Consider the following 13,799-nt stretch of genomic DNA (forward strand, 5'->3'; position numbering starts at 1 on the left):
GAAAATCTCCTAGACAAAAAGTGAGATATCATAATTTTTATTACACTCTTTTAACGCACGGTAAGCTTTAAAATACATGTATTCGTCCGGCTGCGAATTGTCCAGTATCTCATCGGCAGGTGAAAGCATCTCCAGATCATAAAGCGTGTAGAGATATCCGCCCATCGCCTCTTCGGACTTGTCGCTTAAAAGTTCAAAGAGTCTTATTCTCTGCTCAGGAACCATGTTTTTCGATAAGATATGCGAAGCTTCGATAAAGTCTTTCTCTTGTAGATCAAGCAGTGAAAAGAGCTGTATCAAAGACTCGTTTGTGATATCCAGAGGATCTTTATCGGCATTTATACGCGACAAGATGTTTAAGAGCGAATCTTTGCTCATGAACTCTTTATATTTTTCAATACTGCCTGCAGAAGCGGTTTTGGATAAATCCGTATATGCTTTGATACAAAGTTCTTTCGGATACTTCGCGGATTTGCCCAAAACGTCTTCCGCGCTAATATCTTTTGCATTGTATCTGTTTCTGTCATTTAAGATGACAAGTTCGTTATCCGATTGCAGACCGAGCTTTTTCAAGTCGACGACATCGCCGTTTTTGATCTTGTTTATGATATCCAGCGTAGATGAGAGTTTCTCATCGTCGATCTCGGTTATCTGAGCATTCGTATAGATCGATATATTGTCCAGTACTTTGCCGAGCTGTTTGTATCGTTGTGTCTTAAACTCGTAATGACGGTTCTTTTTACCGAGTAAAGCATCGCTGATAGAACTTATGAGCTTCTCATAGTCTTTTTCATACTTTCTCAGGTTAAGAGTACCGACCAATGAGTAAAAGCTCATATGCAAAACGCTCGCTATATAAAGTAAGATCACCGGTAAAACTACTAAAACGGCAACAGGCAAAGAGGGTAGAACTATTCCGAAAAAATCTACCGCGATACTCTGCTGCGTCACAAAAGTATAGACATACCATCCTAGCAAAATTACAAATAAACTCACTGCTATAGTGTAGCGTTTAATATACATATTTCTTTCCTTATTTTGTGTCTTTTTTCTCCGCGATCTCACGGCAGTCTATACAATATTTTGCATGCGGCTTAACTTTCAGACGATGAATATTAATAAGCTCCTCACACATCTCACATCTTCCGTAAGACTGTGTAAATATCTTATGTAAGGATATCTCTATCTCTCGCAGCTCTTTGTTTTGTTGTTCGCCTATCGCCGATTCAACCAGATTGTTATTATTCATAACGGCGTAATCCGCATCATCGTGTAACTCTTCTTGACGTAACATACCCATCTCTTCTTCAACACCAAGGATATTTTTCACTATCTGTGCCCTACGTGTTTCTAACATTTTTTTGAAAAAATCAAGCTCACTCTGTCTCACTAATTCCCCCGCTATTTATGGTATGGATGGTTCGATAAAATTGAAAACCCCCGATATATCTGCTCAAGCAAGACTGCTTTTGCTATCTTATGGCTCATTGTTATCTTCCCAAGACTTATAACCTTGTCGGATTTTTGTAAAAATTTATCCTCAAGGCCATAAGCTCCACCAATATAAAATTGAATGGACATTTTACCATCTATAAGCTTACTAAATTCAAAACTATCGATTAATTTTCCATCAGGATGTAACGAAACTACATATCCTTTGTTATCATATGCTTCAAAAGCCTTTGTATATGCAGCTTTTGAAGCCTCTACACCAATGTTGTGAGCTTTAGTAATTTCTTTGGAAAATAGTTCAATATCATTGATTTTTGCAAATCGAGATATCATTTTTTCTAATTCTTTGTACAAAGGGTCATAAGTCGAACGCTCTTTTTTTGCGATCGATATGATGTCAATATTCATAAAAGCCCGCTTCCGATCACATGGTATGTCACGTTCTCAAACCTGTCATCAAGTCTTACGCCGCCGATTGCGGCTACGGGGTGAATCGAGAAAGAAGCTATTTCATCCAGTCTGTCTGCGAGTATATTGTCCACTTCTTTGGTGGACGTCGCTCTATAGGCGCCAAGACCTACATAGTTTATATCCAGTTCATTGGCTTTTATGATCTCGTCTTTATTATGTGTGGAGAGACCGATCAGCTTGTCTTTTCCCAAAACTTCTCTGAGTATTTTTATGGCTTTTTTTTCGTCGGGATCGATCTTTTGAAGATCTTCCTGACCGATATGTACACCGTCGCAAAAAGGGCTGAGTTCAAAAGTGTCGTTGATTATCAAAAAGCCTTCAAAAAGCCTTCTTAGTTCGATGAGCTGCTGTTTAATAAAAGAGATGTCCGCACTCTTGTTGCGGTATTGTATCACCTCGGCATCATGCTTTTTGGCTATTGCAACAAAATCCTCCAGACAAAGATCGTTTTTATCCAGCAGGTCTTGGTCGCAAAGTGCGTAGAGTTTCATTTATTCGTTTACTAACATCTTTAAAAGATCTGATAGCGTCTGTTTCAAATTATTTCTGTTTACGACCATATCGATCGATCCTTTTTCAAGCAAGAACTCCGCTCTTTGAAATCCTTCGGGAAGATCCGAACCGATTGTTTGTTTAATAACCCTCTGACCTGCAAAACCGACCAGTGCACCCGGTTCGGCGATGATTATATCGCCGAGCATCGCAAATGAGGCGCTGACACCGCCCATCGTCGGATCGGTCAGAAGCGAGATGTAAGGAAGCCTATGCTCCGCAAGTTTTGCCAGGGCTGCGGAAGTCTTGCTCATCTGCATCAAAGAGAAGGTACTCTCCTGCATTCTTGCACCTCCGCTGGCACTTATAATGATAAGCCCTTCTCTTTTTTCTATGGCGCGATTGACGGCACGAACGATCTTTTCGCCCTCGACCGAGCCGAGAGACCCGCCCATAAAAGAGAAGTCAAAGATAACAAGCTGCGCACTTTGTCCGTTTATCTTACACTCTCCGCTTACCACGGAAGATTTACGGGATGTTTTAGAGTAGGCTTCTTCTATACGCTTTGCATAGCTTTTTTTGTCGACGAACTTCAACGGATCAACAGGAGAAAGACCTGCATCATGCTCTATGAACTCTCCGTCGTCCGCCAATAAGCTGATGCGCTCTTTCACGCCTATACGCAGATGAAATCCGCATTTGGGACAGACATAGTTCTGATTTTCGACCTCTTTATAATACATGAGAGACTGACAAGACGTACACTTGATCCAGTGTGCAGGAGCTTCGCTTTTTGTAGCCTGCTGCTTTTTTGAGCTTGAACTAAAAAGATTAAAAAGGTTCAAAACGGTTCCTTATTATATAGTTTGCATAATTTTTTAAACAGATCGTCATCTTTTGAGATTATGATTATTTCATCATCCATATATACATTCAAATCTTTGCACATGTAAAGACCGGCTTGTATATCGTAAACCCGCATTGTACCAAAAAAGAGCATATATTTAACATAATGTGCATACGCCAAAGATAACGCTATGGCACCTGGAGACCTGAATTTAAGATGATTTTCCTTCAATGGTACCGTTTTTTTCGGATCGGCATACGCCTTTTCCACTATGCCTACCGAAGACAGAGAATTGTTTTCAAGCACATCCAGCTTACAAGAAAGATCATTTAGATAGGTCTTATAAAACTCATTTTTTGTTCTGATAAATATCTCTGAAGATATGAAATTCACGATGACGGCAGCTAAAGTTTCATCACCGTCGCAAAGTGCGATGGAGGAACCGTAATAGGGAAAATTCGTTTTAAAATTGTCGCTTCCGTCTAGAGGGTCGAGGTAAATCGTGTACTTCCCTTCTCCGATAATGCCCGACTCTTCGGAGTCGATCTTAGCATATTTTTTCAGGTAAGAGACATAGATCTTTTCTGCCATGATATCGGCACCGTAACTTATGTCCCCGCCGGCACCGATATCCAGTTTTTCATATAAGGAAGCAGAATTTTTTTGCAGCTTTTCTTGTATATCGATAGATGCCGCGGCGGCATCTTCGATAAAAGAGGTGAGATCTATCATCAGCCTAAAAGAGATTTTACGATGCTTCTTGCTGCTTCACGACCGTCAAACGCCGCAGTTACGACCAGATCCGCTCCGCGGAAACAGTCTCCGCCCGCATAGACGCCGGCAGTCGTGGTTTCATGAGTCTCTTCATTGATGATGATTCCTCCCCATGAATTGGTCTCGATTCCGTTTTCAGCCAAGAAAGAGGGTTTGGACGGATCAAAGCCCAAGGACATAATGACGACATCGGCACTTACTCTGTGCTCGCTGCCTTTTACCTCCTCCATCTTCTGACGGCCGCTTTCATCTTTTGTGCCAAGAGTCGTCTTTGCCACTTCGACCGCGATAGCACGTCCCGATTCGTTCAAGATGATCTCTTTTGGAGAAACGCAGAAGGTAAAGTCGACGCCTTCTTCCATAGCGTTTTTGTACTCTTTTTGGCTTCCCGGCATATTGTGCGCATCACGGCGGTACAGACAAGTAACGCTTCTTGCACCCTCACGTTTTGCCGTACGAAGACAATCCATCGCCGTATCGCCGCCGCCTATCACTACTACGTCAAGGTCTTTAAAATCAAACGTTTTGTCGTATGTCATTTTAAAGTTCTTGCGCTGAATGTTCGTGAGATAATCCATAGCTTTATACACGTTTTTGGCATTTTCTCCGGCGATTCCCGCTTTTTTGGCGACGGTCGCACCGATACCGATAAACATAGCATCATGATTATCCGCTATCTCTTCAAAAGAGATATCACGTCCAACTTCCGTGTTCAAGACAAGGTTCATTCCCGCTTCTTGAAGCAGTTTGACCCGGCGATCGACCACTTTTTTATCAAGTTTGAAGTTAGGGATGCCGTAAGTCAAAAGCCCGCCCGCTTTGTCGCTTCTTTCATACATGGTCACGGCTATGCCCGAACGAAGAAGATACGTAGCAGCGGAGAGTCCTGCAGGTCCGGAACCGACGATAGCAACCTTTTTATCGGTCGTTATCCCTGGAAATTCGAGTTTAAGCCCGTTTTTGAATCCCTCTTCGACGATAAATGTCTCGACAGAACCGATCGTGATAGCACCATGTCCGTCATTTAAAGTACAGTCGCCTTCGCAAAGTCTGTCATGCGGACAAACTCTTCCCATGACTTCTGGAAACGGAGAAGGCTCGTTTGCAAGACGAAATGCAAAGTTGAGGTCCTTTTCGGCTACGCTTTTTAGCCACTGCGGGATATAGTTATGAAGAGGACATTTGTTTAGACAATACGGATCACCGCATTGGATACAGCGGTCGCTTTGAGACGCTGCTCTGTCTTTATCAAAGACTTCGTAAATCTCTTTGAAATCTCTTACGCGCTCTACTACTAAACGTTTTTCAGGATCAATACGTCCTGTATTTAAAAATTCTTGCATCCTAGTCTCCTTTATCAACGTTCAACGGTAGTTTTTTAAGATTTTTCGGGCGAACCAACCAGAAGTTTCTTATGTCTTCTCTAAAATTATCTAAAATGTCTCTGGCTTTTTCACTCGATGTTTCGACAAGATACTCTTTTAACAATCGTTTTAAGTAATGACGGGCTTCGTCTCCGTCATCCGTATCTATTCTTACCGCTTCGACGAGCTCACGGTTTACATTCTCTATAAAATCATGTTTTTTGTCATATACGAACGCGACACCGCCCGTCATACCTGCACCGAAATTGATACCTGTATCGCCGAGGATCACGACGATCCCGCCGGTCATATATTCACACGCATTGTCTCCAGCACCCTCAACGATTGCCAAAGCACCGGAGTTACGGACCGCAAAACGTTCGCCTACGTTTCCTGAAATAAACAGTTTTCCAGAAGTAGCGCCGTAAAGACACGTATTTCCTCCGGCACTAAACTCTTCGCCCGCATTTTTCGAAGTTACGACGACTTTTCCGCCATGGAGGCCTTTACCGATATAATCGTTTGCTACACCCTCTAGGTATAAAGATACGCCGTTTATCAAGAACGCTCCAAACGCCTGTCCTGCGATCCCTTTGAGCTTCATAGTTATCGTATCGGCTTTTAAGCCCGTATCTCCGTAATATTGAGCTATCTCGCCGCTGATTAGCGCACCGAAACTTCTATGAATGTTTTTGATCTCTTTTGTGATCCTTATAGGATGATCGGGATGCTTGATGGCAGGCATCACGTCATTTAATATCCCTTTTTCAAATGCATTATCGTCAAAAGGATTGTTAAAAGGCTCTTGGCAGGTGTTTATGCCCTCGACTTTATGAAGTACGGACGAGAAATCAAATTTTTGCGCGAACTCGTCGTCTACGACTTTAAGCAGATCGCTTCTGCCTATCAGCTCTTCCAAGCTTTTGTAACCGAGTCCTGCAAGGATCCCTCTTACATCTTCTGCCAAAAGAGTAAAGTAATTTACAACCTGAGGAACATGTCCTTTAAAGAACTCGTTTCTCAGTTTTTCGTTTTGCGTAGCGATACCCACAGAACATTTGTTCAAGTGGCAGATACGAAGCATCTTACATCCGACAATCGTAAGCACACCCGTACCAAACGCATAGCTCTCTGCTCCAAGCATCGCAGCCTTTACGATATCAAGACCTGTTTTGAGTCCTCCGTCCGTTTGAACTTCTACAAGACGTCTGAGATCGTTGACCTTTAGCGCATTATGCGCTTCGCTGAGTCCCAGTTCCCATGGATTACCCGCATATTTTATGGAAGTTAGCGGAGCAGCACCCGTACCGCCGTCGCCTCCGGAGATGATGATCTTGTCCGCATAGGCTTTAGCGACACCTGCCGCAATAGTACCGACACCCGCGGTCGAAACAAGTTTTACGGCGATGCGCGCTTTTGGATTGACCTGCTTAAGGTCAAATATCAGCTGCGCCAGATCTTCGATAGAGTAGATATCGTGATGCGGCGGCGGCGAGATCAGCGTAACTCCAGGGATCGTATGACGCAGACGTCCGATAAGCTCGGTTACTTTATGTCCTGGAAGCTGTCCTCCCTCACCCGGTTTTGCACCTTGGGCGACTTTGATCTGTATCTCTTCTGCTGAACGAAGATATGCAGGAGTAACTCCGAAACGTCCCGAAGCAACCTGTTTGATCTTTGAGTTGCGGTTCGTATCAAAACGTGCAGAATCTTCTCCACCCTCTCCCGAGTTCGATTGTCCGCCGATCTGATTCATTGCCATTGCTATCGTTTCATGCGCTTCTGGTGAAATAGAACCGAGACTCATCGCCGCCGATGCAAAACGTTTAAAGATCGCCTCTTTCGGTTCGACCTCGGAGATATCTATCGGCGCGCGGTCGGATTTAAACTCAAAGAAATCGCGGATAAACTTCAGACCGCGGTTGTTCACGATCGATTTTAGTTTGTCAAAATCTTTTTTATCTCCCGATTTTACCGCCGTATGAATAGCGTGTATCACGTCTGGACCGAAATCATGATATTCCTGTCCAGAGTAAAATTTATAATACCCTCCTATATGCAGCGGGAATATTTTGCTAAAGCCGTTGTCATTATACGCCGACCTGTGATTCTCTTTGAGTTTAGCATCGATATCGTCATAGCTCAGTCCCGGAATCAAAAGGTGAGAACCTTTAAAACAATCCTGTGTTACATCCTTTGCAAGACCGATAACATCAAACAATCCTGTGTTTCTGTAAGACGCGACGGTAGATATCCCCATTTTCGACATTATTTTGAGTATACCCGCATTTAAAGAACCGTGTACCGATTTCAACGCTTCTTGACAAGAGAGTCCGCCGTATTTTGCTTTTTCAAGCTCTTTTGCAACAGTCATAAAAAGCAGACCCGGATAAACCGCGCTCGCGCCGTAACCTATGAGCACCGCAGCACTGTGAGAGTCGACGACTTCCGAAGAGCAAGCGACGATGGAGACGAGATGTCTAAGTTTTACTTCAAGCAGTGCATGACTGATACGCCCCACAGCCATCGCCATCGGGATGATACGTTTTGTTTTGCTAAGAGCATCGTCATCAAGCACGACAATACGTACACGGTCGTTTTTGACGCTGTTTATTACATTTTTTACCAATTCGTCCAACGCCGATTTCAAGTCGGTATCGTACGCTGTCGAAAAAGTCGAGTTTTTGTAAAAATCCTGATAGCTCGGCGATTTTTTATCTCCGAAAGATTTCAGGACTTCCAGCTTTTCAAGCGTAATGATAGGTGAGATCGCCTTGAGTCTGTGAGCGTGAGAAGGAAGTTCGCCGAGTATATTGTGTGCCTCGCCGAAACCTGTATTTAAGCTCATTACGACCTTTTCACGGATAGGGTCGATCGGAGGGTTGGTCACCTGAGCGAATTTTTGTTTGAAAAAATCGGTAAACGAACGCTGCTTATTGCTAAACGCGGCAAGAGGGGTATCGTCTCCCATAGAACCGACGGCTTCTTTACCGTCGCGGATCATAGGTTCGATCACCTGTTCAATCACCTCTTGAGTGAGATTGAAATATCTCTGTTTTTTAATAATGGTCGAATCATCATGATCGCACTGGCTCACATACTGCTCTTCTACATGCTCTTGAAGATAGATCATATGTTCGTTGAGCCATTTCATATACGGGTTGGAACTTTTAAGATAATCGTTGATCTGCTCGTCTTTGAGCACTTTTCCGTATTTTAGATCAAGTCCTATCATCTGTCCTGATTTCAAACGTCCGCGCTCTTTGATATTGGATTCGTCGATATCTATGACGCCGTATTCGCTGGCAATAAGCAGCGTATCGTCTTTTGTGATGATATATTTTGACGGGCGGAGTCCGTTACGATCCAATACACACCCTATATAACGGCCGTCAGTCAAAGAAAATGCCGCAGGACCGTCCCACGCTTCAAATACGGTCGATTGATACTCATAAAACGCACGAAGTTCAGGGTCCATATGCGGAGCGTTCTGCCATGCACTCGGGATCACCGCACGTGCCGCTTTGAAAAAGTCCATGCCGTTTACAAGCAAAAACTCCAAGAAGTTGTCCGCACTCGCACTATCGGAAGATGCAGGCTGAAGGATAGGCAAGATTCGTGCAAGTTCTTCATCGGTGAACACTTCGCTTTTAATCGATTCGGATTTGATCTCGACGTTAAATCTATTTCCCTCTACGGAGTTGATCTCACCGTTATGCGCCACGGCGCGAAACGGCTGTGCAAGACGCCATTCTGGAAGCGTATTTGTGGAAAATCTCTGATGAAACAGAGCAAAAGAGATCTTGAACTCTTTGTCTTGAAGGTCTTTATAGAACTCTTTGATATGCGTAGGCATGACAAGCCCTTTATATGAAAGGACTTTTGACGACATTGATGAGATATAAAAGTTTCTGTCGTCCACCAAAGCGTGCTCACACTCTTTTCTGCTCAGATACAATAAAGCGTCAAAACGCTCCGAAGCCATGATAGAATTTGAAGTAATAAATAGTTGAATGATATATGGCAGAGTCTCTTTTGCCTGTTCGCCCAAAGCATTTATGTCAACGGGAACGTTACGTACCAGGATGACTTTAAGATCGTTTTTACTGCAGATTTTTTCAATTACGTCTATCTGTTTTTTGTTTTTTGTAAATACCGATGCTACGGCAAACTGATCGGGAAGCTCCACTCCCTCTTTTTGCGCCTGTTTGCGCATGAAGCTTACCGGCATAGAAAGCAGAAGTCCGCTTCCGTCCCCTGTTTTACCGTCAGCCGCGACTGCGCCGCGGTGCATCATTCTTTCAAGTGCTGTAATGGCATTTTCTAGGTTTTCATGTGACGTGCGGTTTTTTATGTTGGCGATAAGACCAAAACCACAATTATCTTTAAAAGATTTTAATAAGTCATTATATTCAACCATATATTCACTCCAAATTATTATATTTTTTGAAATTTTCTTCAAAAAAAGAGAAAATTTAATCTATTTTTAAATAAACTTAGTCTATTTAGAAAAATTTACGTGCTTATTGTATCTAATAAAGAATTAAAAAAGCATTTAAAAGTAATAATAATTATTTAAAAAATAAAATTCGTGTAAAATGGAAGCATACTATGCAGGGTTATATCATAAATATCAATCGGGCTAAGGACGAAGATCTTATAGTTACAATAATATCAAAGGATAACTTACAAATAGTTTATCGATTTTACGGTGCGCGCCACGGTGTCATCAACCTCGGATTCAAGATAGATTATGAGCTTGAAGGATCGATCAAAAGCTCTATCTCCAGACTAAGAGACGTCATACATCTGAGTTTTAAGTGGATAAGTGACAGGAACAGGCTCAGAGCATGGCAGGATTTCGTAACTCTCTTTCATCAGCACTTAAAACAAGCCGAAGATATAGGCGATTTCTATTTTAATCTGATAGACGACGCCGCAATGAAATGGGACAGACAAAACCCCAAGCGCGTAGCCGTGGAAGCATACAGCAGACTTTTAAGATATGAGGGCCGTCTGCATAGGGAAAACAGATGCTTTTTATGCAGCCAAAAGATCGAAAAAGAGATATCGGTGATCCGGGGCTACCTGCCGACGCATTTTGAATGTTCCCATACCCTTGGCATCGACAAAGACGCTTTAAACGAACTTTTCGACACTCATTCTTCACTTTTTTTAAGCGACAAAGAGATAGACAGGCTCTGGTACGTATTACTTGAAGGATTATAAAGTTTAAGAAAAAAAAGTCTATCATATAGACTTATTATCTAAAAATGAACGAGGGGAAAAGATGAATAAGATCAATGAGTTTTTTACACTATACCTTACCGAGACGATCGCTTTTATCCTGATCATATTGCTGATTTTGCTGTATGTCATCATCAAACAAAGAAGCGATAAACCCAAAGATCTCAAAGAGCATGAAAAGACAAAAGAGGAGCCAAAACCGATTCATATCTTCTCCGACATGCAAAAAGAGAAAGAGGATACGAAGCAAACTCAAGAGATAAAACATCCAAAAGAGGAACCCTCTGTTCAAACAAAACCCGAAATTAGAATCATTGAAAAAAAACGTGAACTTACTTCTCACGACCCGATAACAAAAGAAAATTTTAATATCTTCGCCGGATCGAAGATACTTGTTGCAGAAGACAACCTGATCAACCAAAAAGTCATAAACGGCATCTTGGGCGACTCGGGAATGATCGTAGAGATCGCCAACAACGGTCAGGAAGCCCTTGATATCCTACAAAAAGACAAAGACTTCTCTATCGTGCTGATGGATGCCCATATGCCTGTACTTGATGGATTTGAAGCTACAAGGCGCATCCGCGGCGACGACTCTTTAAATCATGTTCTAGTCGTTGCTCTAAGCGGCGATACGGCCTCTGATGATATAAAGAAGATGTATAACGCAGGGATGCAGGAACATCTCGAAAAACCTTTGAACGTGGAGAAACTCTACGAAGTGCTCTACTGCTATCTCGATATGAAAGATGAAAAAAGTACAAAGCCCGCAGAGGAACAAAACGATATCCTCAATATCGATGAAGGGATCGAGATATGCAGCGGCGACAACGAACTTTACAAAGAGGTATTGTCGGAATTTATGAGCATGTACAAAGATTCTGATAAAAATATCAATCTTATGATGGCAAAAGATGATACGGATTCAGTCCAAAAACTGCTTTTGGATATTTCCGGGATATCGGCAAATATCGGTGCAGACAGACTTGCAAACGTTTCGACCGAGTTCAGAGAGATATTAAAAAATAAGCAGGAAAACAAATTTTTTGAGATCGAAGAAAGATTTAAAGATACACTTTTACAAGTAAAGAGCAGTATTGAAACCTACATGCACTAAATAGACTTTAGTCGTATTGACTAAATTAAACTGATACGGCTTGCATATATTTATTTTTTTTTGATATACTTACGCTCAAGTTAAATCTATCAAAAAAGGAATTTAATATGGCAAAACATCAATTTCAAACTGAAGCAAATCAAATACTACACCTTATGATCCACTCTTTGTACTCCAACAAAGAGATCTTTTTGCGCGAACTTATCTCAAACGGTTCTGATGCATTAGATAAACTCAATATGCTGGTCCTTACGGATGAAAAATATAAAAACGTACAGTTCGACCCTCGTATAGATATCATACCTAACAAAGAAAATAAAACATTAACTATCAAAGACAGCGGTATCGGTATGAACGAAGAGGATCTAATAAATAACATAGGAACTATCGCAAAATCCGGTACAAAAGCATTCATCGAAAGTCTGAGCGGCGATCAGAAAAAAGACTCTCAGCTTATCGGACAGTTCGGCGTCGGTTTTTATGCCGCGTTCATGGTTGCAGGCAAAGTAGAAGTCGTAACGAAAAAAGCCGGTGAAGAGCAGGCATATATCTGGACAAGCACAGGAAACGGAGAGTTCGATCTTGACAAAACCGAGCGCGACGGACACGGTACGACGATCACTCTTTATCTAAACGATGATGAAAACGAGTTCTTAGAAGAGTACAGAATATCAAGCATTATAGAAAAATACTCCAACCATATCCCTTTTGCGATCTTTATGGACAAAGAGCACTATACTCCTGCAAAGAAAGATGATGAAGGCAAAGAGATCGAAGCAGAAAAGACAGAGATCGTAAATGAGCAGATAAATAAAGCGAACGCGCTGTGGACTATCTCAAAATCGGAGATAAGCGACGATGAATATAAAGATTTTTACAAAAGTATCGCTCATGATTCTACCGATCCTCTTACTTGGATACACAACAAAGCAGAAGGCGCCATAGAATACACCACTCTGTTTTATATACCAACAAATGCACCAATGGATATGTACCGCGTAGATTATCAGCCCGGCATAAAACTTTACATCAACCGTGTGTTCATCACGGACGATGAAAAAGAGCTGATGCCTACATACCTGCGTTTCTTAAGAGGTGTGATCGACTCAAAAGACCTTCCGCTTAACGTAAGCCGCGAGATACTTCAAAACAACGCCGTACTTGCGAAGATCAAAAACGCTTCGGTCAAAAAAATATTGTCCGAACTCTCGAAGATGGCTAAAAACGACGCAGAAAAATACGATACTTTCATCAAAGAGTTCGGCAACGTTTTAAAAGAGGGGCTGTATTCAGACTATGCGAACCGTGAAAAGATCTTAGACCTGCTAAGATTCAGCACTCTCAACTCGGATGAGAAAACATCTCTTGAAGAGTTTGTAAAAAATGTCGATGCCCAGAAAAAAGAGATCTACTACATCACTGCAAAATCGACTGTAAGCATGCTCAAAAACAATCCTGCCCTTGAGAGATTCAAAGCAAAAGGGATCGACGTACTTATCTTAAACGAAGAGGTCGACACTATCGTCTTCCCTATGGTAAGCAAATACAAAGAGTATAAGCTTGTAAATGTCTCCGACGCAAAATTCGAAGAGAGCGAAGAGGACAAAAAAGCCAAAGAGGAGAGCAAAAAAGAGTACGAACCGTTGACAAAAGAGTTCAAAGATACACTTAAAGATGATGTCAAAGATGTCGAAGTGACATTTGATCTTACCGACTCTGCCGTTGCGATCAAAGAGGATAAAGAGGATCCGTCGTTCATGATGGCTCAGATGATGAGACAGATGGGTCAAGGCGGCGACGTACCGATGCCAAAACCGATACTGCAGATCAATCCAAATCATGAACTGATCAAAAAACTAAAAGACTCCGCAGATCAGAACCTCATCAACGATGCCGCGCATGTTCTTCTTGATCAGGCAAAACTGTTCAACGGTATGGAGATCGAAGATATCCCTTCGTTTATCACAAAACTCAACCGCATAATAACAAAAGCTCTGTAAGCTAAAGGAGATTTCCTTTAGCCTCTTGGACGATA

General features: G+C 42.1%; 11 protein-coding genes. 3 read left to right on the top strand and 8 right to left on the bottom strand.

The window, feature by feature from the left end; all coding sequences use genetic code 11:
- Positions 1 to 9: 9 nt before the first annotated feature.
- From WCY03_RS07030 to gltB, 8 genes are read right to left on the bottom strand one after another with little or no spacing between them, the layout of a single operon-like run.
- The gene (locus WCY03_RS07030; RefSeq protein ID WP_345991518.1) at positions 10 to 1,023 is read right to left on the bottom strand and encodes a hypothetical protein; all 1,014 of its coding nucleotides are present in this window, start codon (positions 1,021 to 1,023) and stop codon (positions 10 to 12) included.
- A 10-nt stretch (positions 1,024 to 1,033) separates the two neighbouring features.
- Complete coding sequence (dksA, locus tag WCY03_RS07035; protein ID WP_345991520.1) at positions 1,034 to 1,390, bottom strand: RNA polymerase-binding protein DksA; 357 nt, start codon at positions 1,388 to 1,390, stop codon at positions 1,034 to 1,036.
- Positions 1,391 to 1,401: 11 nt separating this feature from the next.
- Complete coding sequence (locus tag WCY03_RS07040; protein ID WP_345991522.1) at positions 1,402 to 1,860, bottom strand: 23S rRNA (pseudouridine(1915)-N(3))-methyltransferase RlmH; 459 nt, start codon at positions 1,858 to 1,860, stop codon at positions 1,402 to 1,404.
- Positions 1,857 to 2,414: a thiamine phosphate synthase gene (locus WCY03_RS07045; RefSeq protein ID WP_345991523.1), complete on the bottom strand. Its 558-nt coding sequence runs from the start codon at positions 2,412 to 2,414 to the stop codon at positions 1,857 to 1,859. Before WCY03_RS07045 ends, WCY03_RS07040 begins: the two co-directional genes overlap by 4 nt.
- On the bottom strand, positions 2,415 to 3,260 hold the full coding sequence (gene accD, locus WCY03_RS07050; RefSeq protein WP_345991524.1) for an acetyl-CoA carboxylase, carboxyltransferase subunit beta: 846 nt from the start codon (positions 3,258 to 3,260) through the stop codon (positions 2,415 to 2,417).
- Positions 3,257 to 3,994: an inositol monophosphatase family protein gene (locus WCY03_RS07055; RefSeq protein WP_345991526.1), complete on the bottom strand. Its 738-nt coding sequence runs from the start codon at positions 3,992 to 3,994 to the stop codon at positions 3,257 to 3,259. The genes accD and WCY03_RS07055 overlap by 4 nt, the downstream gene beginning before the upstream one ends.
- A complete protein-coding gene (locus WCY03_RS07060; protein ID WP_345991528.1) occupies positions 3,994 to 5,379 on the bottom strand; it encodes a glutamate synthase subunit beta in 1,386 nt (461 codons plus the stop codon). Before WCY03_RS07060 ends, WCY03_RS07055 begins: the two co-directional genes overlap by 1 nt.
- 1 nt (position 5,380) lies before the next feature.
- Positions 5,381 to 9,820: a glutamate synthase large subunit gene (gene gltB / locus WCY03_RS07065; protein ID WP_345991530.1), complete on the bottom strand. Its 4,440-nt coding sequence runs from the start codon at positions 9,818 to 9,820 to the stop codon at positions 5,381 to 5,383.
- Between the two features lie 191 nt (positions 9,821 to 10,011).
- On the opposite strand from gltB, the gene recO reads away from it, so the two are divergent.
- The 3 genes from recO to htpG all read left to right on the top strand — a co-directional run bounded on the left by recO (position 10,012) and on the right by htpG (position 13,764).
- Positions 10,012 to 10,629 (top strand): recombination protein RecO, encoded by a 618-nt coding sequence (gene recO / locus WCY03_RS07070; RefSeq protein ID WP_345991532.1) that lies wholly within the window; start codon positions 10,012 to 10,014, stop codon positions 10,627 to 10,629.
- 61 nt (positions 10,630 to 10,690) lie between these two features.
- On the top strand, positions 10,691 to 11,764 hold the full coding sequence (locus WCY03_RS07075; RefSeq protein ID WP_345991534.1) for a response regulator: 1,074 nt from the start codon (positions 10,691 to 10,693) through the stop codon (positions 11,762 to 11,764).
- A 107-nt stretch (positions 11,765 to 11,871) separates the two neighbouring features.
- Positions 11,872 to 13,764 carry a molecular chaperone HtpG gene (gene htpG, locus WCY03_RS07080; RefSeq protein WP_345991535.1) on the top strand — a complete coding sequence of 631 codons (1,893 nt, stop codon included), beginning with the start codon at positions 11,872 to 11,874 and terminating at the stop codon, positions 13,762 to 13,764.
- The last annotated feature ends 35 nt before the right edge of the window (positions 13,765 to 13,799 follow it).

The organism is Sulfurimonas sp. HSL-1716 (genome assembly GCF_039645975.1).
Lineage (GTDB): Bacteria > Campylobacterota > Campylobacteria > Campylobacterales > Sulfurimonadaceae > Hydrocurvibacter > Hydrocurvibacter sulfurireducens.